This window comes from Streptomyces sp. NPDC031426, from assembly GCF_055581585.1.
In genome coordinates this window covers 328,568-349,508 of the sequence record NZ_JBVIJE010000007.1, presented here as the reverse complement: position 1 = coordinate 349,508, position 20,941 = coordinate 328,568, and the positions used below count along the sequence as shown (strand labels likewise).

The window sequence follows — 20,941 nt, the reverse complement described above, 5'->3', positions numbered from 1 at the left end:
GAGTCTTTGCCTTCGCCTCAGAACAGCCCCTCCTGCGGTTGGGCGAACTCCCGGAACGGAAAGGTGAGTCCGGCAGTCCCGGTCGAGGGCGGCGCCACCAGCTCCCAGCCGGTCATGAGCCGGGTGTCGAGCACGACGGCCCCGCGCTCGCCGACCGCCAGATGAAGATCGGGCCCGGCGGCCGCGACCAGCTCACCGCTGACCCGGCCCCCCGGGACCAGTTTCACCACCTCTCCGAGCGCGGAAGGAGCACCGGCGAGCCCGAACGCCGCCACATGGTCGGTGACTTCGCAGGGCGCGGGCCGCAGGGACTCGGGCCATCCGCTGAGCGCCACGGCCCGCGCATGCAGCTCCCGCACCTCAGCCGCCCGCTCCCGCTCGGTCCCCGGCAACGCCGACCGCACCGCGCGCTTCTCGGCGTACGGGATCCGGTCCGGCACCTGGAGCGCGGCCCGCAGCAGCTCCTCGGTACGCCGGGCGGCCATCAGCGGGCCGGTGCCCAACCAGCTGAAACTGACAGCGCCCTGCTCCAGCAGCCGGGCGGAGCCCCGCTCGACCGCGGTGATCCCGACTTTCACCATCCCGGGCCCGAACCACGCCAGATACACCCGGTACGGCCGCGGGTCGTCGACAATCGTGTCGGCGGCCACGGAGTGCGCCCGGTCCAGCCGCGCACACTCCTCGCACCGGGCGCCCGTGCTCCGCGCCGGCACGGCAGCACGGGTGGGACAGGCATGCCCGCGCGCCCCCACACAGTGCCGGGCGCTCCCCTCCGGCACGGCGAATCCGACCCGCTTCCCCCACGGCAGCGCACTGCGCCGCCCGCCGTCCCACACCAGCGCCGGTCCGGTCGGCGACCAGCGGAGCCCCGAGCATTTCCATACCTGTGCCATCACTCGTCAGGGTATGGGTCGGGTCTGACAACGGGTTCCGGGCGGCGGACTGGCGTGAGCTGCGCGAAGGCCCGAAGCCGCAACCTCGTTTTGCGACTTCGGGCCTTCTGTCGGATTGGGCGGTTACGGCGGAACGCACACCGGCACCCCTTCCGCCGCGACCCCCGCCTGCCGCACGCCCCCCTTGATCAGCATGCGCAGGCAGTCATGGCCCCGATCGAGCGTGAGCCCCGTACGCTCCGAGACCTCGTCCAGCCGGCAGTACACCGGCCCACGCACCAGCGGCGGGGCGAGGCAGGCGGCGACGGCGTGCACGTCCTCGATGACGACCAGGCTCTTCGCCCGCCAGGTGGCGAGGAGCTGCTGGGGGGTCATGGTGGGCCGGGGCGGTACCGGGGCGGGAGGCCGCATACGGCCGGCGATGAGGCCGAGGGTGTCGGCGATACGACCGAGCCACTCCCGACCTGCAGGAATGCTGAGACAGTGCGCTTGGAGCACGGTCTCAGCGGCAGCGAAGTTGGTTGCGTCGGCGACGTTCCGCAGCGCGGAGCCTGCGTGTGCGTACCCCAAGTGCTTGCACACGTCCACAGCAGGACAACGGGTCGTTGCGCTGTGCCCCTCCGCACCGGCAGAGTCGGACGCCGTTGCCCACGTCGGCCACACGAGGTCGAACCCGTTGGTCGGGAGGATCAGGAGTCGTTCCATGTCCGATGAAGTCACTCTGCGCCCGGTGACCGCCGACGATCTCGACCTGTTCGAGCGCGAGTTCAACGGGCCGGAGGGGGCCGGCCAGTACCAGTGGTTCGGCTACGGTTCACCGGCCGGCCTGCGCCGGCAGTTCGCCGAGACCGGCCTGCTCGGCCCCGACGGCGGCATGCTCTCCGTCGCGGAAGCGGGCCGGACGGTGGGCCGCGTCGAGTGGTTCGCCAGCGCCTGGGGGCGGCCCGCCACCTCCACCTGCTGGACCCTGGCGATCGGCCTGGTGCCCGCCGCGCACGGCCGCGGCATAGGCACCCAGGCCCAGCGACTGCTGGCCGAGTACCTCTTCGACCACACCAGGGCCGAACGGCTCCAAGCCTGGACGGACTGCGCCAACCTCGCCGAGCAGCGTGCGCTGGAGAAAGCGGGCTTCGTCAGGGAGGGCGTGCTGCGCTCCGCTCAGTGGCGCGGCGGCCAGTGGCACGATCAGGTGATCTTCTCCATGCTCCGCGCGGAGCGATTCGGCGGCGAACTGAGGTGAACACTGGTCTCAAAACACCAGGTCAGTGGTGTGACGCGGTTGTCCCCGTCCTGATCTGTGCCGACGGCCACAGCCAGCGGGACACACGTAGGCTCATACTGAGCTATGACAAAGCCTGCGGCACCGAAGCGTCATCTTCCTACCAGCCCCTTCAAGGCCCCGGTCACACGGGCTCCCAAGCACTTCGCCCTGGGCGACCAGGTCACACATGACGTGTACGGCCTCGGCCGGGTGGTCGGCGTCGAGGACGGAATCGCGGTCCTCGTGGATTTCGGCTCGGCGCAGATGCGGATCTTGAGCCCGTACGCCAAGATGACCAAGCTGTAGGACCCCTGTGCCCGGTCACGGCACGCCAGGCCCCATCGGGGGCCTGTAACGAAAGGCAGACCTCTCATCGACCCGACGTCGCTGTTCTCCGCCCTGGAAGGGCAACCCCGCCGTTCCACCGCGGTATCGCCGCCTCCGACGACAACCCCCTTCCAGGCCCCGGACTTCGGAGAAGACGAGATCTTCTGGTCCGAGGACGCACAGGAGCCCGCCCCGGGCACGCGTGTGACGCGGCCCAAGGCTGCCTAGCGGCGGGCCGGCGGGCGGTCGAGTACGCGCCGACGCCCGCCCGCGCCCGCCCTCAGCGCAAAAGCAGAGGCCCTGTGGAGTGATCCACAGAGCCTCTGATCCATGCGCACTCGGCAGGATTCGAACCTGCAACCTTCTGATCCGTAGCTCTGGAGAGATCGGTCGGAGACGGTCATACAGGTCGCGTGTCGGCCTCAGGGGGAGGCTATGGGGCGGGGCCGGTTGCTGCGGTTGCTGTATCCGGCTGCTGTACAGCAGGATCCCGTGGGGCTCACGGCATGGAGCGGGAGCTACTCGAACGGCTCCTGGTCGGCAACGACGAGGCGTCCGTGGTCGCTCTGGCTGCGCTCCACTGCGGCGGTTCCCACGAGGTCTGCGGCAACGCACTCGTAGAACGGACGCGTCGTGGACCGGGCGTTCGCGAACTGAGTGATGACCCAGCGATTGGCCAGGGTGTCCCAGCGTACGACCGCGTCCCCGTCGTTGGTCGTCTCGCACGGCTCACCGAATCCGGCCCACAGTGTGTTGGTGTTCGTCGGCCCCAAGAGGGTGGTGCCGGCTTTGGAGTACACCGCGAAGGCGGTGTTGACCGTCTCGACGATCTGAGTGGTACCGACCGAGGCGTTCGGGTCCGGCGGCACACCCGGTGGGGTGTAGTTGTTCGACCCGATTCCCTCGAAGCTGACGGTGACCGGGAGCGCCGCGGCGCGCTTGTTGAAATTCTTCTGCGCCACTGTGTCCCGTGCCACCCCTGTGGGGTGGGGGACCCCTTTGACCGGGAACGGGCCATTACTGGTCGTTTCCGGCGTGTGCAGAGTGCGCACCGGAGGCGACGTGATGCACCACAGGGCCGGAGTCGTCTGAACTCCGCTCGGCCGCACGCACACTGGGCTGCACCGAGCCTGCCGCCTGCGCTTGCGCGGAGGCGGTGACACCGGTGAGGAACAGGGCGGCAGCCAGCAGAGATCTCAGTCGCAGAATTCGCATGCAGTCTCGCAGACACTGAGCTCGGGCTTCCGTGACAGGAAAGATATAAACCCGACCTAAAGCACCAGCTGCCAGACATGCGGCGTTATTGACTCGTCGTCACCTATATAGATGCAAATCTTCGGGTATTGATGCTGGTACTGCTGGCGGCGCCGGGGGGCTGCCCTGGTTCTGATGGAGTCGGGTCGCTGGAGAATTGACCGTTCCAGAAGCCCTGGTAGACCGCCATACCCCGCAACTGTCCGCCGGAGTTCCACCGCCCTCTTCGAGTACCTGAAGATCTTCCATAACCGGCAGCGCAGACACTCCGCCCTAGGCATGCGTAGCCCGGTGGAATACGAACTGTGCGCAGCACCTGTCGTGAAATCAGCTATCCCGACTCCACGCAACTACCCGTACAAGAACGGCTTTGCGGCCTACGCCTGGGTCGCGACCCCGGAGGGCGACCACAAGCGGAAGTACGTGTACGGCAAGACCCGCGAGGAGACCCACGAAAAGTGGATCAAGCTCCACAGCGAAGCCAGCAAGGGCCCGGTGCAGACACGCCACCGCACGGTGCAGGCGTTCCTCTCCTACTGGCTTGAATCGATCGTGAAGCCCAACCTCGCCCGGCTGTCGTACGTGTCGTACGAAGGCTCCGTACGGCTCTACATCAACCCGCACCTGTTCGAGACCGGTGAGCTGTACGTGGATCACCAGATCCAGCGCGCGGGGCGGCAGATTCTCCACCGGGAGACCAAGACTGCGGCGTGCCCAGCAGACCGGGGACCGGAAGGCGGCCGGTGAGCTGTGGCAGGACACGCGCGGGCTGATCTTCACCACGAAGTACGGCACCCCGATCGAGCCGGGCGACCTCACCCGCATGTTCGCCCTGCGGGCCCGGCGCGCCGGCCTCCGGGTGATCCCGCTCCGGACGATGGAGTTCTACGCCGAAGCCAGCGAAGAGGAAGTGCGCGCCGCGCTCGGGAAGCTGTCCGACGCATGGGCGGCACCAGCTGATCCCGTTGCTGTACTTCGCTGCCGTACGCCCCTGAAACGCAAGAGGCCCCGGATCGCTCCGGGGCCTCTCATCTGTGTGCACTCGGCAGGATTCGAACCTGCAACCTTCTGATCCGTAGGCGCGCACACACCAGACGGGGGTCGCGCCGACAAGCCGCATCATGGCATGGAGCTGCTGCCCCCAGCCGACCTCGGTACGTGACTGTGTACTGACGTACGCGGCTGTTGATGTCAGGTGTTGATGTCACGCGTCGGACCGACTGTGGCGCATGGACCCCAAGTGGAATAGTTCGCGGAATAATTGACACCCGCTCAGTAAGGGGTGCAAGATGCTCCCGTGACGAACCCGCTGACGTTAGAAGAGGCAGCAGATGTCCTCGCCGAGCATCGCGAGGACATCCGAGACGTGCTCAAGAACGGCTGGTCACGCTGGCGCAAGCTGTTGGAGGCTGACACCGAACTGGCTGTCATCGTCAGCGGCAGGACGCGGGCGAGCCTGGTGTACGACTTCATCCGCTATGAAGCGATGAACAGCTTCGAAGGCACATCAGGCGTAGTGATCAGCGAAGAACGAGGGATCCTCCTGCTGACCTTCCAGGAACGCCTCCTTCTGCGCTTCAAGAAGTTCCGGAGCAAGGGGCTGAAGACCAGCGGGATCCCCACCCAGCAGGCCCGCAACTTCGCCCACCAGACACTTCCTGGCATGGAGGAGCTGACGCACATTGTCGCTGGCTACCTCCCCGATGAAGCAGGCATCGACCTGGATAGAGTGGCCATCACCTGCAGCGTCGCGAACGAGATGCAGTGGGTTATCGATCTCGACTTCGGCCTCGACGACGGGTTGGGACTGGACGACGGACTTGGGCCCGTTGCCCCTGCTCCCCTGCCCGTGGCGCCGACCGACGGGCAGGGAGACACCCTGGTCGTGCCTAAGGTCGATCGAGCCGAAGACGGAAGAGAGTAGTCACTAGCGAGGGAAGGACCGGGACTGCCATGAACCCGCGGATGCTCCAGACCGCGAGGGAGTCGCGCGGTTTGTCGCAGTCCAAGCTCTCGGCGATGACAGGTATCTCTCAAGCGGTCCTGTCCAAGGCAGAGCACGGCCTGGCACCGCTGCCACCCGAGCGCATCGACCTCATCGCCGGCGCGCTCGGCTACCCTCGCGAGATGTTTGACTGGCCTGACGACCCCATCGGGCTCGGCGCCTCCAGCTACTACCACCGCAAGCAAGCCGGGCTGGGTCAGACGACGCTTCGCCGCATCGAGGCAGAAATCAACCTCTTCCTCATGCAACTGAAGCGGCTGGAGACAAGCGTAGACATCGCGCCCGTCCACCCTTTGCCCACCTTCGAGTCGCCCGAAGCTCAGGGTCCAGAACCGGAAGAAGCTGCACGCAAGCTGCGAACCGCATGGCTCCTTCCTGATGGGCCGGTTCAGGATGCGATCCGAACAGTCGAGCGCGCGGGTGTTGTAGTTGTCCGGCGGGACCTCGGCTCACCAAAGATCTCAGGAATGAGTATCCGCCCGCCAGCCTCACTTCCCGTAATCATCTTGAATACGGGAATGTCCACCGACCGAGAGCGGTTTACCGTCTTTCACGAGGTTGGCCACCTCGTCATGCACCAGGTCCCCAGCGAGGACGGTGAGCGTGAGGCGGACCGATTCGCAGCCGAATTCTTGATGCCAGCACGCACCATCGCACCCCAATTGGCAGGGATCAACCTCCAGCGCGCCATGCAACTCAAGCAGCACTGGAAGACGTCAATGGCATCAATCATTCGCCGCGCGTACACCCTCGGAAAGATTGACGCCAGCCGTTACAAGAGCCTTAATGTGCAGATGGCGCAACGGGGATTCAATCGCCACGAGCCTGTCACATTGGGTCCGGAGGAATCTCGCATTCTCACGGCAGTGCTAGACGCCCACCGTAAACTCTATGGTTACAGTGACGCCGAGCTAGCGAAAGTTGTCGGCCTGAAGACTCCGGAATTCCAAGCTGGATATGGCACCAGGCGGGCACTGCGAGCCGTGTAGCCAGTCACATTCCGGCCGCCGGGGGCGCCTTGAATAATCGCGTTATCTAGTCGACGCCCGCCTTCTAAGACTCCTCTTTTCCGTCAGCACCTGCATTCGACAGCGGGTACACCCTATATTGTGACTTTGCCCATCTGTGGGCACGCTTATGGCGACGCCAACTCGCATAGCCCCAAAGTCGCCGACGCGTCTTGCGAAGTGATATGCGGCCCTGCAGGTACTGTGCGAGCACATCTTGCATGGCTCGCCAATCTGCAGTTCTCTCAGCATGTATGGTCAACCGCTTGATTGTTAGATCAGGTTGGCTCAGCAGAGTCGTCAGGTCCGGATCTCTTCGTCGATCGTAAATATGACGCGTTAGTTGCGAAACCTCAAAGCGACTAAATCCTAGATCTAGCAGCGCCAGCTCCAAATCCCGTTCGTCTGGCGTAAAACTGCTATAGGGGCCGGTCGGACGCTCAATATCGAAAGCTGAGTATATCTTTTCCCGCAGGTTAACAGCAGCCTTTCGCCGCTCAGAGCGGATCTCGCGATGACTCGTGGCTCTGGCAGTTATCCAAACTGCAGTAAGCGTAACTGCAGGAGTTACCCACCAGGGGGCGGTAGACGCCGTCCAACTGAAATGTGCCACGCCCGATCTCCTCATCAACAAGTAATCAACTAACTGAGTTCTCCAGCCGGGATCGCTCCAGCTACTCAGTGACTTGTTGAGGGGCGGGACGCGATCTGTAGAGCCACGGTCAGGAAGCTGAGCCAGCCGACCGAAAACACCAGAGCCAACGATCACCACCCCTCTCCCTCGGAGGCCCTACCTCTGTTTCGGCACCCCCCGGTTGCGGACCGCCACGCCGCTTTGCCAGCCCTCTTCCGGGAAGACAGGCAGAAGATCTTGTGGCATAGCCAACTCACCCGCCGGGCGCTGGGCGAGCCATCCCGAGCGCCTGTGGGCCGGCGCCTCAGTGCGGACGTGCTGGAACCCCAGCCGCTCGTAGTAGGCGTGCAGCCCGGTGTTCGTGCGCCAGGTGTCGATGCGCACCCAGGTTCGCCCTTCTAGGGCGGCGAGCCGGGACATCCAGTCGATGAGCCGCGTTCCGAGCTGTCGGCCGGATGCTTCTCGGGCAACGATCAACTTGTAGAGGTACAGCGCCGTTTCGGGACGATCGGCATCGGTCCAGAAGTCCCGGTCGACAGGGCCACGGCTGACGGTGGCGAGTACCTCGTCACGCTCGCCAACGACCACCCATGCACGCCCCTCGTCTATGCTCGCGCGCCACTTCGAAATAGCGCGCTCGCCGGTCTCCGGGTCGCTCCACTGGTCTGTTCCCTTGGTACGTAGCCACCCTTCGGCCTCTGCGCGTAGGGCCAAGAGGGCAGGTACGTCCTCCGCCGCTGCTGGGCGGAGGTACTCAGTCCGTACTGACTTCATAGAGGATCTTGTGCCTGTCTCCGGGGAGGATGGTGACCATGCAGCGGAGGGGGCGATCGTCCGCGTCATAGCCCGTTCGGGTGTGCTCTGCGACTGGAGTAGCTGCGGGGAGGCCGAGTTGCTCCGCTTCCTGGTGAGTCGGCATACGGACTGAAATTTCGTCCACGAACTTGGCCTGCACGAGTCCCACAGAGGCGAGGATGCCGCCGGGCGCGGAGACGTCTCGTGGCTCCATCAGGGGTGTGCCGGCCACGAGTTCCTGAGGAAAGTACGAATCGGCGAGTGCATAGGGCCGGTTGTCTATGAACCGGACGCGCTTGCGCGCCACAGCCAATCCGTCCACGGGGAGCCCAAGGCGCTCCCGGACATGTGACGGGGGCACAACGATGGACACTGAGATCTCTTGGCGCGGGGCGTTCCCGTTCTCCGCGATTGCGCTCGCCCACTGGTCGCCAGCAGTCCGCCCTTCAACTGCGTTGGCGTGGCGACTCCGACTCTCCAGAGTCGTCCAGTTCCACACGACAGGGGGGTAGTCCTCGCGGACGTACTTCCCCTGTCCCTGTCCAGCTACAACCAAGCCCTCCTCAATCAAGAGACGCACACCGGCGCGGATGGTCTCGCGGCTGTAGCCGTAGTGACTCATCATCTTGGATTCGCTGGGCAGGGCCTCGCCTGGCGCCAACCTGCCGGACTGAATCTGTTCGCGCAGCTCATAGGCGATTTCCTGAGCCTTCGTCATTCCTCGTCGTACTGCCACCGCGTCCCCTCTACTCCGACTCCTCCGTACAAGTTAGACCAGGGGGCTTGACTCTCCAAGGGCGACTCGTGCAGTCTCTTGCTACGGCACTCCTCCAGACAAGTCGGATGAGGTGTCACGTACGGTTCTGCCGTACAAGAGCGCCCGGAGGAAAGCCCCAGCTCAGGCGGGGGTGAGTACGAAGGAAGCGCAGGTTCATTGACAACTGAATGGGGATCACGCCGCCTCTCCTCGGCCAAGTAGGCGGCCACACGGGACCCCCCGTGTGAGGTACAGCGCGACTCAATCTCCGCAGAACCGCTGCGGCCGGTTGCCTCCGCTGCTCGTCTCGTACGAGCAGCGCTGAGGGGAGCCGGATAGTCCGACTTCAACGGCGCGCGGCCCCGGTGCTGGAACACCGGGGCCGCTGTTCGGGCCGTTCCTGACTGGAAGGGAACACGACCCAATGGAGCACATCGTTACTGTTCAGGACGCTGTTACCGCGTTCGCCGACTTCATGGAGCCGACGGGCGCGGAGCTGGACGCGATCGAGCGTGAGATGCCCGTGATCCTGGCGGACGTCGAGCTGCTGGACGCGCAGATCGTCACCCTGGATCGCGCCCCGACCGAGCTGGACGCTCGCCGCATCCGCCGGGCCCGCCGGCGGGCGCTGGCCGTGCGGGTCGCGCTGGTCAACCGTGCGGCCGGCACGAGTCTGCCGGGCGGTGCGGCGTGATGCACCACAAGGAACTGACCGCCCCGCAGCGCATCGTGCTCGGGGCCGCGTTCGTCATCATGGCCGCCGTTGGCGGCGTCGGCGGTTACGGCACGTTCTCCAACATCGGTCACGCCTACGGCACCGGTACCGCGCTCGGTGCGGTCGCGGCCGGTGAGGGTGCCACCGCCGTTCTCGGCCTGGTTCTGCTCGGCCTGACCATGCTGGGCCAGTCCTCACCCCGCGTCGTCCGACTCGGCTTGTGGGCGTTGCCCGCCGCCGCGTCCGTCATGGCCGCGATGGCTGGCCCGGACGCCGGCCGTACCGTGATCTACGCCGTGACCCCGATGGGCATGTGCGTCTCGGCCGAGGGCATGGCGTTCCTGGCCCGGCGGATCGTCGTCCACACCGACGGCCACGACGCCGAAGCCGAAGCCCGCGCGGCGGCCGTCGTGCGGCAGCTGGCCTATCACCGGGCCGTTGCCGCCAACCACCCCAGCGACCGCGTGAAGAAGTGGTCCGAGCGCAAGTCGTGGCGTCTTGCCCGCAGGGTCGGCACCGGCGACCACACACTCGGAACGCGGCTGCTCGATGTGCAGCGCGAGCGCGTCACGGCGGGCGCGGATGCCGCGCTGGCGGGCATGTTCACCGCCCCGACCGACCCGCCGACGCTGCCGTCGGTCGACCCGATCGGTCCGACGACCACCGCGAGCACGAATGCGGAGGAATCGACCGAGACCGAGAGGATTCGGTCTACGACTGACCAGCCGGAATCGACGCCCCTCACGATTACCCTGACCCGCCTCCCGGTACCCGACCCGGTCCCGGCGGACGCGGGCAAGTCGAGCCTGCCACTCAAGCCGATCCCCGCGCTCGCGGCCCCGGTCGAGTCGACCCCGCCCCATCCGACCATGCGTCGCTCGATGGCTGCCGAGTCGACCCGGCAGCGCCGAGCGACGTACCGGGTCCCGGACGCCGCAAAGGCACCGCGTGTGCGGCGCAGTCCGGAACAGCTCCTGACCGAGGCACGGACCATCACGGCCGACTGGCCCGATGGGAAGGTGACGGCCGAGGGCATCCGCCGTGTCCTGCACGTCTCCCCGGTCAACGCGCGCAAGCTGCGTGACGCGCTGCTCGCCGAGCGGGCCGCGTGATGGGAGCACTGCCCGTCTACCGGTGGCGGCTCGCCCCGGACGGCTACGCCACTCGTCGGCAGCTCCGTGCGCGGGGCCTGCGGCCGGGTGGTCAGGAGGTGGCGGCGCAGCTCGAACGGCCGCGCCGCCGCCGTGGCCCGCTGGTCGCCTACCTGTACCGCGTCGACCTCGCCAAGCCGGTGCGTCCCATGACGCCGGCCAGGTGGGCGGCGCTGTCGAAGGCCAACGCGGCCCGCCAGATCTGCCCGCAGTGCCTGCGGGATGCGGGCTACGTCATCCCCTCGTCGCTCGGCACCTGCGTGCCCTGCGCTTCCCCTTCCACCTCGCCTAGGAGTGCGTGATGGGCAAGCCCGACACCCGCCGCCTGGACCGGGAGATCCAGCAGACGACCCGCAAGCTCGAAGCGGTCCGCAACCGCGAGATGTGGCCGCTGGACGGCCGCGAACGCCGCGCCGTCCTCGGTGCCCTCGCCGGCGGCTCCTACCGGATCGCCCGGGGCCGTAGCGCCGGCCACGCGGAGCAGCGGATCGAGACCGCGTGGCAGAGCGCGGAGACCCGTCTGCTCGCGGAGATCACCGCCATGCAGATCGAGCGGGCCCGGATCGTCCGCGAGGCCGCGCAGGCCAAGGCCGCCAAGAAGTCCTCCCGGTGGTTCTAACCCTCCCTCCCCCCCTTTTTCCGCCCCTGTGAGGGGGCGTCAGGAGTCCTTTCGCCATGAGTGACACCGTCGTCCACCTGCACAAGAACCCTGAACCGCCCTCGGAGCCGGCGACCGTGACCACGCTCACCGTGGTCCCCGACCCGGCACCCGCCAAGCCTGTGCCCCTGTGGGTCCGCTCCGGTCGCGCCGTCCGCACGGCCGTCACGCACGAGACCACCCGCACCACCGCCCGCGCGCTCGCCCGGCACTCCCTCTACGTCGCCGGCGGGACGCGGATCGTGGCCCGCCGGGCATGGGACGGCCGCACCGCCGCCCGCTACGAGCGCTACATGCGCACCGCCGAAGCCGCGGGGAACTTCGAGGCGGCAGCCGAGTGGGAGGAACGCGGGCAGCGCTTCCGCGAGGCCCGACACCGCCGCCGCATGGACCTGCTCCACTCCCCGCTCGACGCCGCCAAGGGCGCGGCCGTCACCGCCGGTATGGGCGTCGGCGGACTGGTCCTGCTCGGCATCGTCATGGCCGTCGCCACCAAGGACCCCACCGAGGTCATCACGCCCCTGATGGCCGTCATCCGGTTCATCAACCTGATGGTCACGATCGTGCGGGTGGTGTGGGGCCCCGCCATCACCATCGGCCCGTTCCTCGCGCTGCTCGCACTGTGGTCGGTCGGCGCCCACCAGCAGGCCGCACCGCAGTGGGCGCTCCCGCCGAACATCCGGAACGGTGAGGGGGAGCCGATCACACCGTCGATCGTGGTCAAGGCCCTGCGCGACCTGGGCATCACCGAACTGCGGAAGGCCATCAAGGAGATGGGCGACGCGGGCGCGTCGATGCTGTCCCCGATCGTGATCGCCGGATGCGGCGTCGAGGTCGACGTCACCCTGCCCTCCGGGGTGTCCACGAACGAGGTTCAGCAACGCCGCCGCAAGCTCGCCGAGAACCTCTCCCGTCACGAGCACGAGGTGTTCATCACCATCCCCCAGGCGGCCCGCACGGTGCGGCTGTGGATCGCCGACTCCGGCGCGCTGGACGAGCCGATCGGCCCGTCCCCGCTGGTCACCGACGAGACGCTGACCGCCGACTACGCCAAGGGCAAGGCCCCATGGGGGCAAGATCTGCGTGGCGACGCCGTTGAGCTGAGCGTGTATCAGCGGCACCTGCTCATTACGGGACGTTCGAACCAGGGCAAGACCGCCTCCCTGCGCTCCCTGGCCCTGTGGCTCGCCCTAGACCGGTCCGTTCAGTTCTGGCTGGGAGACCTCAAGGGCGTCGGGGACTGGGCCATGTTCGACGGCATCGCGGACGTCCTGATCCAGGGACCGACCGACGACCACGTCATCCAGGTCACCGAGATGGTCGAGTCGGGTGTGGACGAGATGAACCGCCGCATCGAGATCCGCAAGAACGACCCGACGGCCGTCTTCCCCCCGCTCATCATCCTGGTGGACGAGGCACAGTTGGCGTTCATGTGCCCGGCCGTCGACGAGCAAAAGCGGCCCTACGGCGGCTCCAAGGCCACGAGCCGGTACTTCATGGCCGTCCGGAAGATCCACAACCAGGGCCGTGCCGTCGACGTGCTGATGTGGCAGGGCACCCAGGACCCCACCGACCAGAACCTTCCCAAGCTGGTCCGCGAGGGCGCCCACACCCGTGCCTCCCTCGTGCTGGGCACCGAATCGCAGTCGAAGATGGCGCTGGGCGACAAGGCCGTCGAGGAAGGCGCAGCCCCGCACATGCTGCGTCAGGGCCTGGATAAGGGCACCCTCGTGGTCACGACGGACGGCATCGACATGCCCAAGGGTCAGTCGTTCCTCACGGTCCGCACCCACTTCATCGACGACGACCCGGCCGCCGAGATCGCCGAGCGGGCCAAGGCCCTGCGCTCCGGCGTCACGACGCTGCACGCCGTCGAGCGGGGCGAGGAGCGGGATCCGCTCGCCGACATCGCCGCCGTCGTCGGCACCGACGCCCGCGTGCGCACGCAGGAGGTCATCACCCGGCTCGCCGGCCTGGACCCGAAGGCCTACGGCGGCTGGTCGTTCATCGACCTCACGCGCGTGCTGGACGGCACCGGGGCCGAGCCGTACAAGTCCGACGGCGTGAAGGTCATCAGCCGCGATCGGCTCGCCCGCGCGCTCGCCGACCGCGACGAGACCGGTTCCGCTTCCGCTTCCTGACAGCAGGGAGGCGACCCCCGCCGGGTCAGGGAGGCAGGGAGAACTCCCTGAACCCCTCCCTGAATCGCCTCCCTGGCCCTGACCAGCATCAATGATCCATCAGGGAGTCAGGGAGGCCCGCAGGTCAGACCCCCGAAAACCCCCTCCACACGGCACCCCCAAGGGGGTGTCGTCCCCTCCCTCGTCCAGCATCGGAAGGGATTCCGCATGTACCCCGACCACGCCGACAACGCGCCCGCCGTACGGGGCAGGGAAGTCCACCACCCGACGCCGATACAGCCGCCCGTCGTCGTCCAGGCGGCCCCGCGCGCGCCCGTGCAGCCGGGCGCCGTCCCGGCCGTGGCGAGCGTCGTCCTCCCGGACGGCCGTGTCGTCACCGGCTACGCCATCAGCCCCGTACAGCCCGAACCGGTCGCCGCCAAGCCGGCCGTGTCGCGTGCGGCGGTGAACGTCGCCCTCGGGGGCGTCGGGTTCCTCGCCGTGTGCGGCGGACTGCTGATGCTAACCACTTTCATCACCGCCCTGACCGCACTGATCACCCAGCTCATCACGCTGGCCGCCGTCCTGTTCGGCGGGTTCATCGCCGTCCAGGTGCTCACCGCCAAGAGCCACAAGGGCGGGACCACGGTGAACATCCGCCGGGCGGTGTTCAAGCGCAACCACTTCCACGGCTGACCGAGGAGACAACCACTGTGATCCGACTCCGCCTCCAGGTCATCGGCTGCTCCCGCCGGGCGCTGGTCCTGACCGACACGCCCCGCCCGGACTGCCCCGACTGCGAAGGTGTCGGCGGCATCGAGCGCGACTACGGCGACTACGACACCGGCGAGTACGCCGGCACCGAGTGGTACCCCTGCGACTGCTGGACCGGGTGGCGCAGGGTCCTGCTGCCGCTCCCGCGCCTGCCCCGGCTGCTGCGCCGCCGCGTCGCCCAACGCGACCCGTGGGGCGACGAACCGCCCTTCTAGCTACGCCAAGGGCGGCCCCCTCGTCTCGCCAAAGTCGCGGGGCCGCCCTTGTCAGCCAGCACCTTCTAGGAACTGGAGACATCCAGCATGACCCTTCCCACCGACATCCGGCGAGTGCCCGGCCGAAGGCCGCGCTTACTGGACCTGTTCTCCTGCGCCGGCGGCGCCGCCATGGGCTACCACCGTGCCGGATTCGACGTCGACGGCTGCGACATCGCCCACCGGCCCAACTACCCCTTCCCCTACCACCGGGGCGATGCCCTCGCCCACCTCGCCCACCTCGTCGCCACCGGGGAGATCCGCCGGTACGCGTTCGTGCACGCCTCCCCGCCCTGCCAGCACGGATGCGCCCTGACCGTGGGCACCAACGCCTCCCAGGGATGGGGCCGCGCGCACGTCGACCTCGTGGCGCCCACCCGCGCCCTGCTCGACGCCACCGGCCTGCCCTACGTCATCGAGCAGCCCAACGGCCGCGCCAAGATCCGTAAAGACCTGACCCTGTGCGGGGAGATGTTCTCCCTCGGGGTGATCCGGCACCGCAACTTCGAGTTGGGCGGCTGGAGCACAGACCGGCCGGCGCACGTCCCGCACCGGGGTCGCGTGCGCGGCTACCGGCACGGCCGCTTCTACGACGGCCCCTACGTCGCCGCCTACGGCAACGGCGGCGGCAAGCCCACCGTCCCCGAGTTGCAACAGGCCATGGGGATCACCTGGACCGACGTGCGGGAGGAACTGACCGAGGCCATCCCGCCCGCCTTCACCGAGTGGATCGGCCGTGCCTACCTCGCCGCCCGTACCCCCGCATTGGAGGTGGCCGCGTGAACGAGAACTTGCTGCGGGCCGCGCTGGACGCGGCCGAACGCGGCTGGCACGTCTTCCCGCTGCGTCCCGGTGGGAAGCCGCCGGCGCTGCACGGGGAGAAGACCTGCGCCCGCACCGGCGTGTGCGCGGACGGGCACGCGAAGTGGGAGCAGCGCGCCACCACCGACCCCGACCGCATCCGCACCGCCTGGACGCGGGCCCCGTTCAACGTCGGTATCGCCACCGGCCCCTCCGGGCTGCTCGTGGTGGACCTGGACACCCCAGAACACAAGGGCAGTTCGGACGCGCCTGACGGCGCGACGACCTTCTCTGCGCTCTGCGAGCGCGCCGGACACGCCGTCCCCACCACCTACCGGACCCGGACCCCGAGCGGCGGCACCCACCTGTACTTCACCGCCCCGCCCGAACTGAGGCTCGGCAACACGGCGGGCACCGTGGCCGATTCGATCGACACCCGGGCGTGGGGCGGCTACGTCGTCGCCGCCGGCAGCACCACCCCCGCCGGACGGTACGAAGCGCTGTGCGCCTCCATGGCGGTCCCTCTGCCGTCATGGCTGCAAGCCATCCTGCAACCAGCCCCCACGCGCCCTGTGGGCCCGCTCAGGCTGCCTGCGGTGGACGGCAGCCGCGCCGCCCTTGCCGCACTGGAAGCTGAGTGCGCGGTCGTGGCCGCCGCCCCGGAAGGGGAACGCAACACCACGCTGAACCGATGCGCGTTCAAAGTGGGGCGGTTCGTCGCATGGGGCGACCTCCCCCGGCACGTGGCGGAGGACGCCTTCCAAGGGACCGGCGAGGCGGCCGGCCTCACCGCCGCCGAGTGCCGCACCACCATCCGCAGCGCCCTGGACAGCTCCATCCGCAAAGCCCGACCCAGGGACGCGGCATGACCGGCCCCACCACCATCCCATTGGAAGGCCAACCCCCAGCATCCACAGGCCCGCAGGCCGCTCCACGGCCTGTGCACACGACGGCCGTGGGCGAACCGAAAGGCGCCGCCCGTAAGGGCGTCGTAACTGCCTTTCGTTCTGACCGGTTCCGGAGCGACGAGGCACGCCACATTGCGGAAGACCCCACCCCGGAGCGGCTCGGTCTCCGCATCTACGCCCCACCGGTCTACCGGCACCACTGGGACGGTGCCCGCTGGTCCACCCGGCCCGGCGACACCCCCACCGCCGCCTATGCCTGTGGCTGCGGGCAGACCGGCACCGCCACCGGCTCACGGGCCGTGGCGGCGCTGGTCGCTGAGTACGACGCCCACAAGTCCGCCTGCACCGGAACGCCTGCCGTACCCACCGAAGGGAGGGTCGCCGCATGACCCCCACGCCCATCGACGGGGCCGCGCTGCTCGACGAGGTGGAAGCCTTCCACCGCCGCTTCAACGTCTTCCCCACCGATGCCGCGTTCGTCGCGGTCGCGCTGTGGGACGCGCACGCCCACCTGCTCGACTGCTTCGACTCCACTCCCCGCATCGCCTTCCTGTCCCCGGAACCGGGGTCGGGCAAGACGCGGGCGCTGGAGATCGTGGAAACCCTCGTGCCGCAGCCGATGACGGCCGTCAACGCCTCCGCCGCCGCCCTGTTCCGGTCCGTCTCGGCAGGCAACGGCAAGCCGACGATCCTGTTCGATGAGATCGACACCGTCTTCGGGCCGAAGGCGGGGGACAACGAGGAACTGCGCGGGTTTCTCAACGCCGGACACCGCCGCACCGGAGTCACCTACCGGTGCATTGGCGACGGCGGACAGCAGACCGTCCAGGCCTTCCCCTCGTACTGCGCGGTCGCGGTCGCCGGTCTCGGGTCGCTGCCCGACACGATCCTGAGTCGCTCCGTCATCATCCGCATGCGCCGCCGCGCGAGGAACGAGAAGGTGGAGCCCTTCCGGGCCCGCATCCACGAGGCCGAAGGGCACAAGCTCCGTGACCGCCTCGCCGCGTGGGCGGAGCAGGCGCGAGAGTTCGTGCTGGGGGCGTGGCCGGACATGCCGAGCGGGGTGACCGACCGGCCGGCGGACGTGTGGGAACCCCTGCTCGCCGTCGCCGACGCCGCCGGCGGCCACTGGCCCGACCGGGCCCGCGCCGCCTGCGTGAGCCTGGTCACCGCGTCCAAGGCCAACGACAAGGGCAGCCTGGGCGTTCGGCTGCTGACCGACCTGCGCGACCACGTGCTTGTCGGCATCGATCGCCTGCCGACGGTCGCCATCCTTGACCGGCTCAACGCCATGGACGACGCCCCGTGGGCCGACCTGGGCGGCAAGCCGCTCGACAGCCGGCGCCTGTCCAAGATGCTCGCCGAGTACATGACGGCGGACAACGAGCCCATCGCCTCCCGCAACATCAAGGCCGCCGGAAGCGTCCTCAAGGGCTACTACGCCGCCGATCTCTGGGACGCGTGGGCCCGCTACTGCCCCCCACCCCCGGAAAGTCCGCTACCTCCGCTACCCGGCATCGAAAACGCCGCCTGACCAGCCAAAACGGGGTAGCGGCACGCACCACCGCGAGCCGCTACCCCGCCGCTACCCATCCGCTACCGCTACCCCTTCCCGCTACCCCGAACAGGCCCCTGACCTGCACCGTAGCGGCGGTAGCGGAAGTAGCGGGCTTCCCAGAGGGGGGCCGAGAACGCCCCCCCCCGCATCAAGGAGGTTCGTCGTGCGCACCGCCATGCCCGCAACCCCCGAAGCCCTCACCGTCCCCGAAGTGATGACCGCCCTGCGGCTGAGCCGCAGCAAGGTCTATGACCTCATTCGCTCCAAACAGCTCCACAGCTACACATCCGGCCGGGCCCGCCGCGTCCCGGTCGACGCAGTTCGCCAGTACATGCAGGACCGGATGGAGGAAGCCGCGTAATGGCCAAGCGTCGCGCCAACGGCGAAGGAACGATCACCAAGCGAGCGGACGGCCGCTACCAGGCTGCTGCCTACGTCTACCGCCCGGACGGGACCCGCACCCGGAAGTTCGTCTATGGCAAGACCCGCACAGAAGTGGCCGAGAAGCTGACGGAGTTGCAGGAGAAGACCCGTCAGGGCATTCCCGCCGCCGCGTCCACCATGGCGTTCGGCGACTACCTCACCTACTGGCTCGCCACCATCGCGCCACAACGGCTGAAGCCGTCCACGCTGAACAGTTACGAGGGTCTGACCCGTCTGTACATCCGCCCCGCACTCGGCAAGAAGCGGCTGAACCGGTTGTCGCCGGCAGACGTGCGCCGGTTCCTCGCGGAGTTCAAGGACTCCTGCCTGTGCTGCCTGCGTGGCGCGGACGCGGAGCGCCCGGAGGGCAAGCGCTCGTGCTGCGCCGTTGGCCGTTGCTGCCAGCGTCGACCGTCCGCCCGGACCGTCCAGTACATCCACGCTGTCCTGCGGTCCTCGCTGCAGCAGGCGATTCGAGAGGAACTGATCGCTCGGAACGTCGCGCGGATCGTGGAACCCCCCACCGTCTCCCGCAAGGAGGTGCGTCCGCTGGACGCCGCAGAGGCTCGCCTCATGCTCAAAACCGCCCGCTCCCACCGCCTCTACGCCCTGTGGCTGCTGCTGGTGTCCACGGGCCTGCGCCGGGGTGAGGCACTTGCCCTCACCTGGGCGGACGTCGACCTTACGAACGGACAGCTCCGCGTCCGCCGGAACGTACAGCGCATCCGGCGTGAGCTGATCTTCGGCAGCCCCAAGACCGTGCGCTCCATGCGTACGGTGGCCATTCCGAAGCACTGCATGCGGGCACTCGTACAGCACCGGGCCCAGCAGGAACGGGAACGCAAGGTCGCGGGGAAGAAGTGGCAGCCGACACCGGGGCAGCCGGACGGGCTGATCTTCACCACGACGACCGGACGCGTCACGGACCCTCGCAGCCTGAACCGGATGCTCACCATCCTGTGCCGGGACGCCGGCGTACGGCGGGTGCGGGTGCACGACCTCCGCCACACGTGCGCGTCGCTTCTGCTCGCGCAGGGCGTGGATGCTCGCACGATCATGGAAACGCTCGGGCACAGCACGATCACGATGACGCTGGACACCTACGCGCACGTGATGAGCACGACGCTCAAGGCTGCAGCCGACCGGATGGACGACGCGCTCGGGCTGGACGAGTCGGAGGAGGAATCAGACGGCGAGCAGGAGCCCCACACCGACAAGTGATCGGCACTTCGGGTCGCGTTGATGTCAGCCGTTGATGTCAAAAGCCCTCCGGGATGATCCCGAAGGGCTTTTGATCTGTGCGCACTCGGCAGGATTCGAACCTGCAACCTTCTGATCCGTAGTCAGATGCTCTATCCGTTAAGCTACGAGTGCTTGTTCTTTTGTTCTTGTCTCCGTTTCGGCCCTTTCGGCCCGTCCCGGCGACAGGAAGAACATTACATGACTGCCGTCGACATGTGAAATCCGTTTGGCGCACCCCTTGTGACCTGCGGAAACGCCCGCAGGCGGGCTGAGGGGCGACGGAGGGCTGGAACGCCGAAGCCCCGGTCCTGGGGACCGGGGCTTCGGGATCGGTGCGGAGGCGGAGGGATTTGAACCCTCGATGGGCTTTAAGGCCCAAACCGCATTAGCAGTGCGGCGCCATAGACCGGACTAGGCGACGCCTCCAGCACAACCGCTCACGCGAGCGCGCGAGTGGTGCGTGCAGATGATGACACAGCCGAGCGCCCTGTCACCAATCGCCCCCCACGGTACTAGGCACTCGGGCCGCAGGGCAAAGGGCTTCTGCCCGGCGCGGCGCGGGACGCAACGTCCGGGGGGCTGGGGCGTTGGGCAGGGCATGGCTTTTCTTCTTCATGGCGGTGGCTCGGCCGTCCTCGCCGGCGTATCCGCCCTGGTCACCCTCTCTGCCGTACCCGCCGTGGCCGCGCCCGTCATGCCGCCGCCCGTGCGGCCCGAGGACCGGGTCGTTGATCACCTCACCGTCGTCGTGCGGCATGCCGGGGCCGGGCAGGACGGGACGTACGAACTGTTCTGTCATCCGGCGGCCGGGAGCCACCCGGACGCGACGGAGGCCTGCCGGGTGCTGGACGAGCGCACACAGTGGGGGCGGGACCTCTTCGCCCCGGTGGCACCCGGCGCCCTCTGCACCATGCTCTACGGCGGACCGGCCACCGCCCGGGTGACCGGCACCTGGGCCGGACGCAGCGTCGATGCCGCCTACGACCGCAGCAACGGGTGCGAGATCGGGCGGTGGGACCGGATGGTGCCACTGCTGCCGAGGCTGGGCTCGGCGGCGTAGGCCCGCGGGTCCGGCTCCCCGTGGACCCACCCGGCGGCGATGCGGGCCGGCAGCGCGTCCGGCCCGTCACCCCGGGGCCCCGCTCCTCGTGGGCCCTTCAGCCCGGCGCCCGGCTCCTCGTGCGCCCGTCACCCCGACGCCCGGCTCCTCGTGCGCCCGGCAGCCCGGGGCTCATACATGCGTACGCCCGCCGACCCTTCCGTGGACCCATGGGCCCCTGCGCCCGCCGACCCGCCGACCCCTCGGCCCCCGCCGGCCCAGCGATCAACAGGCCCAGCCAATCCACCGCCCGGCAACCCGCCGCCCCAGGGATCCGTGCCCGCCCACCTACCGGCCCACCAGCC

General features: G+C 68.3%; 23 protein-coding genes, 2 tRNA genes and 1 pseudogene. 19 read left to right on the top strand and 7 right to left on the bottom strand.

Translation table 11 applies throughout. The features are described 5' to 3' along the window. Positions 1–17: 17 nt before the first annotated feature. Both ACZ5NH_RS17110 and ACZ5NH_RS17105 read right to left on the bottom strand, forming a co-directional pair. On the bottom strand, positions 18–893 hold the full coding sequence (locus ACZ5NH_RS17110; protein ID WP_468776023.1) for a DUF2797 domain-containing protein: 876 nt from the start codon (positions 891–893) through the stop codon (positions 18–20). A gap of 123 nt (positions 894–1,016) precedes the next feature. After that, the gene (locus tag ACZ5NH_RS17105) at positions 1,017–1,475 is read right to left on the bottom strand and encodes a hypothetical protein (protein WP_468776021.1); all 459 of its coding nucleotides are present in this window, start codon (positions 1,473–1,475) and stop codon (positions 1,017–1,019) included. A gap of 121 nt (positions 1,476–1,596) precedes the next feature. Between ACZ5NH_RS17105 and ACZ5NH_RS17100 the strand changes: the two genes are divergently transcribed. After that, a complete protein-coding gene (locus tag ACZ5NH_RS17100; protein WP_468776019.1) occupies positions 1,597–2,133 on the top strand; it encodes a GNAT family N-acetyltransferase in 537 nt (178 codons plus the stop codon). Positions 2,134–2,238: 105 nt separating this feature from the next. After that, on the top strand, positions 2,239–2,460 hold the full coding sequence (locus ACZ5NH_RS17095; protein WP_388622517.1) for a hypothetical protein: 222 nt from the start codon (positions 2,239–2,241) through the stop codon (positions 2,458–2,460). Positions 2,461–2,999: 539 nt separating this feature from the next. Here the strand turns inward: ACZ5NH_RS17095 and ACZ5NH_RS17090 are convergent. After that, positions 3,000–3,443: a hypothetical protein gene (locus ACZ5NH_RS17090; protein WP_468776017.1), complete on the bottom strand. Its 444-nt coding sequence runs from the start codon at positions 3,441–3,443 to the stop codon at positions 3,000–3,002. A gap of 613 nt (positions 3,444–4,056) precedes the next feature. On the opposite strand from ACZ5NH_RS17090, the pseudogene ACZ5NH_RS17085 reads away from it, so the two are divergent. From ACZ5NH_RS17085 to ACZ5NH_RS17075, 3 genes and pseudogenes are all read left to right on the top strand, one after another. Then, positions 4,057–4,807 (top strand): annotated as a pseudogene (locus ACZ5NH_RS17085) (hypothetical protein). 225 nt (positions 4,808–5,032) lie between these two features. Continuing rightward, a complete protein-coding gene (locus tag ACZ5NH_RS17080) occupies positions 5,033–5,659 on the top strand; it encodes a hypothetical protein (RefSeq protein WP_468776015.1) in 627 nt (208 codons plus the stop codon). 29 nt (positions 5,660–5,688) lie between these two features. Continuing rightward, positions 5,689–6,729, top strand: coding sequence for an ImmA/IrrE family metallo-endopeptidase (locus tag ACZ5NH_RS17075; protein ID WP_468776013.1), 1,041 nt, complete (start codon positions 5,689–5,691; stop codon positions 6,727–6,729). Positions 6,730–7,537: 808 nt separating this feature from the next. On the opposite strand, the gene ACZ5NH_RS17070 is transcribed toward ACZ5NH_RS17075, so the two are convergent. Then, the gene (locus ACZ5NH_RS17070) at positions 7,538–8,155 is read right to left on the bottom strand and encodes a GNAT family N-acetyltransferase (protein ID WP_468776010.1); all 618 of its coding nucleotides are present in this window, start codon (positions 8,153–8,155) and stop codon (positions 7,538–7,540) included. After that, on the bottom strand, positions 8,136–8,894 hold the full coding sequence (locus ACZ5NH_RS17065; protein WP_468776008.1) for a GntR family transcriptional regulator: 759 nt from the start codon (positions 8,892–8,894) through the stop codon (positions 8,136–8,138). The genes ACZ5NH_RS17070 and ACZ5NH_RS17065 overlap by 20 nt, the downstream gene beginning before the upstream one ends. Before the next feature lie 463 nt (positions 8,895–9,357). Here ACZ5NH_RS17065 and ACZ5NH_RS17060 point away from each other — a divergent pair, with 463 nt between their 5' ends. The 13 genes from ACZ5NH_RS17060 to ACZ5NH_RS17000 all read left to right on the top strand — a co-directional run bounded on the left by ACZ5NH_RS17060 (position 9,358) and on the right by ACZ5NH_RS17000 (position 19,516). Then, a complete protein-coding gene (locus ACZ5NH_RS17060) occupies positions 9,358–9,627 on the top strand; it encodes a DUF6284 family protein (RefSeq protein ID WP_468776006.1) in 270 nt (89 codons plus the stop codon). Further along, a complete protein-coding gene (locus ACZ5NH_RS17055; protein ID WP_468776004.1) occupies positions 9,627–10,760 on the top strand; it encodes a conjugal transfer protein in 1,134 nt (377 codons plus the stop codon). The genes ACZ5NH_RS17060 and ACZ5NH_RS17055 overlap by 1 nt, the downstream gene beginning before the upstream one ends. Continuing rightward, positions 10,760–11,101 carry an RRQRL motif-containing zinc-binding protein gene (locus ACZ5NH_RS17050; RefSeq protein ID WP_468775960.1) on the top strand — a complete coding sequence of 114 codons (342 nt, stop codon included), beginning with the start codon at positions 10,760–10,762 and terminating at the stop codon, positions 11,099–11,101. Before ACZ5NH_RS17055 ends, ACZ5NH_RS17050 begins: the two co-directional genes overlap by 1 nt. Continuing rightward, a complete protein-coding gene (locus tag ACZ5NH_RS17045; RefSeq protein ID WP_468775958.1) occupies positions 11,101–11,418 on the top strand; it encodes a hypothetical protein in 318 nt (105 codons plus the stop codon). Before ACZ5NH_RS17050 ends, ACZ5NH_RS17045 begins: the two co-directional genes overlap by 1 nt. Positions 11,419–11,474: 56 nt before the next feature. Next, entirely contained in the window at positions 11,475–13,598 is a 2,124-nt protein-coding gene (locus ACZ5NH_RS17040; RefSeq protein WP_468775956.1) for an FtsK/SpoIIIE domain-containing protein, read from the top strand. A 207-nt stretch (positions 13,599–13,805) separates the two neighbouring features. Continuing rightward, the gene (locus tag ACZ5NH_RS17035; protein ID WP_468775954.1) at positions 13,806–14,273 is read left to right on the top strand and encodes a hypothetical protein; all 468 of its coding nucleotides are present in this window, start codon (positions 13,806–13,808) and stop codon (positions 14,271–14,273) included. A 17-nt stretch (positions 14,274–14,290) separates the two neighbouring features. Further along, a complete protein-coding gene (locus tag ACZ5NH_RS17030; RefSeq protein ID WP_468775952.1) occupies positions 14,291–14,566 on the top strand; it encodes a hypothetical protein in 276 nt (91 codons plus the stop codon). A gap of 87 nt (positions 14,567–14,653) precedes the next feature. Beyond that, positions 14,654–15,388, top strand: a complete 735-nt coding sequence (locus tag ACZ5NH_RS17025; RefSeq protein ID WP_468775950.1) for a DNA methylase — start codon at positions 14,654–14,656, stop codon at positions 15,386–15,388. Then, complete coding sequence (locus ACZ5NH_RS17020) at positions 15,385–16,275, top strand: bifunctional DNA primase/polymerase (RefSeq protein ID WP_468775948.1); 891 nt, start codon at positions 15,385–15,387, stop codon at positions 16,273–16,275. Before ACZ5NH_RS17025 ends, ACZ5NH_RS17020 begins: the two co-directional genes overlap by 4 nt. A gap of 86 nt (positions 16,276–16,361) precedes the next feature. Next, positions 16,362–16,703, top strand: coding sequence for a hypothetical protein (locus tag ACZ5NH_RS17015; RefSeq protein WP_468775946.1), 342 nt, complete (start codon positions 16,362–16,364; stop codon positions 16,701–16,703). After that, complete coding sequence (locus ACZ5NH_RS17010) at positions 16,700–17,848, top strand: DUF3631 domain-containing protein (protein WP_468775944.1); 1,149 nt, start codon at positions 16,700–16,702, stop codon at positions 17,846–17,848. Before ACZ5NH_RS17015 ends, ACZ5NH_RS17010 begins: the two co-directional genes overlap by 4 nt. 187 nt (positions 17,849–18,035) lie before the next feature. Beyond that, positions 18,036–18,233, top strand: a complete 198-nt coding sequence (locus tag ACZ5NH_RS17005) for a helix-turn-helix domain-containing protein (RefSeq protein WP_468775942.1) — start codon at positions 18,036–18,038, stop codon at positions 18,231–18,233. Next, positions 18,233–19,516: a tyrosine-type recombinase/integrase gene (locus ACZ5NH_RS17000; RefSeq protein ID WP_468775940.1), complete on the top strand. Its 1,284-nt coding sequence runs from the start codon at positions 18,233–18,235 to the stop codon at positions 19,514–19,516. Before ACZ5NH_RS17005 ends, ACZ5NH_RS17000 begins: the two co-directional genes overlap by 1 nt. A gap of 80 nt (positions 19,517–19,596) precedes the next feature. Here ACZ5NH_RS17000 and ACZ5NH_RS16995 read toward each other — a convergent pair. Both ACZ5NH_RS16995 and ACZ5NH_RS16990 read right to left on the bottom strand, forming a co-directional pair. After that, a tRNA-Arg gene (locus ACZ5NH_RS16995) sits at positions 19,597–19,669 on the bottom strand. Positions 19,670–19,872: 203 nt separating this feature from the next. Then, positions 19,873–19,963, bottom strand: a tRNA-Ser gene (locus tag ACZ5NH_RS16990). A gap of 172 nt (positions 19,964–20,135) precedes the next feature. Between ACZ5NH_RS16990 and ACZ5NH_RS16985 the strand changes: the two genes are divergently transcribed. Continuing rightward, the gene (locus ACZ5NH_RS16985) at positions 20,136–20,597 is read left to right on the top strand and encodes an SSI family serine proteinase inhibitor (RefSeq protein ID WP_468775938.1); all 462 of its coding nucleotides are present in this window, start codon (positions 20,136–20,138) and stop codon (positions 20,595–20,597) included. Positions 20,598–20,941 lie beyond the last annotated feature (344 nt).

Excerpts from the sequence above, each read along its gene's own strand:
- ACZ5NH_RS17110 (WP_468776023.1), bottom strand. The coding sequence starts at position 893 with ATGGCACAGGTATGGAAATGCTCGGGGCTCCGCTGGTCGCCGACCGGA.
- ACZ5NH_RS17100 (WP_468776019.1), top strand. The coding sequence starts at position 1,597 with ATGTCCGATGAAGTCACTCTGCGCCCGGTGACCGCCGACGATCTCGAC.
- ACZ5NH_RS17095 (WP_388622517.1), top strand. The coding sequence starts at position 2,239 with ATGACAAAGCCTGCGGCACCGAAGCGTCATCTTCCTACCAGCCCCTTC.
- ACZ5NH_RS17075 (WP_468776013.1), top strand. The coding sequence starts at position 5,689 with ATGAACCCGCGGATGCTCCAGACCGCGAGGGAGTCGCGCGGTTTGTCG.
- ACZ5NH_RS17070 (WP_468776010.1), bottom strand. The coding sequence starts at position 8,155 with ATGAAGTCAGTACGGACTGAGTACCTCCGCCCAGCAGCGGCGGAGGAC.
- ACZ5NH_RS17065 (WP_468776008.1), bottom strand. The coding sequence starts at position 8,894 with ATGACGAAGGCTCAGGAAATCGCCTATGAGCTGCGCGAACAGATTCAG.
- ACZ5NH_RS17060 (WP_468776006.1), top strand. The coding sequence starts at position 9,358 with ATGGAGCACATCGTTACTGTTCAGGACGCTGTTACCGCGTTCGCCGAC.
- ACZ5NH_RS17055 (WP_468776004.1), top strand. The coding sequence starts at position 9,627 with ATGCACCACAAGGAACTGACCGCCCCGCAGCGCATCGTGCTCGGGGCC.
- ACZ5NH_RS17050 (WP_468775960.1), top strand. The coding sequence starts at position 10,760 with ATGGGAGCACTGCCCGTCTACCGGTGGCGGCTCGCCCCGGACGGCTAC.
- ACZ5NH_RS17045 (WP_468775958.1), top strand. The coding sequence starts at position 11,101 with ATGGGCAAGCCCGACACCCGCCGCCTGGACCGGGAGATCCAGCAGACG.
- ACZ5NH_RS17040 (WP_468775956.1), top strand. The coding sequence starts at position 11,475 with ATGAGTGACACCGTCGTCCACCTGCACAAGAACCCTGAACCGCCCTCG.
- ACZ5NH_RS17035 (WP_468775954.1), top strand. The coding sequence starts at position 13,806 with ATGTACCCCGACCACGCCGACAACGCGCCCGCCGTACGGGGCAGGGAA.
- ACZ5NH_RS17025 (WP_468775950.1), top strand. The coding sequence starts at position 14,654 with ATGACCCTTCCCACCGACATCCGGCGAGTGCCCGGCCGAAGGCCGCGC.
- ACZ5NH_RS17010 (WP_468775944.1), top strand. The coding sequence starts at position 16,700 with ATGACCCCCACGCCCATCGACGGGGCCGCGCTGCTCGACGAGGTGGAA.
- ACZ5NH_RS17000 (WP_468775940.1), top strand. The coding sequence starts at position 18,233 with ATGGCCAAGCGTCGCGCCAACGGCGAAGGAACGATCACCAAGCGAGCG.
- ACZ5NH_RS16985 (WP_468775938.1), top strand. The coding sequence starts at position 20,136 with ATGGCTTTTCTTCTTCATGGCGGTGGCTCGGCCGTCCTCGCCGGCGTA.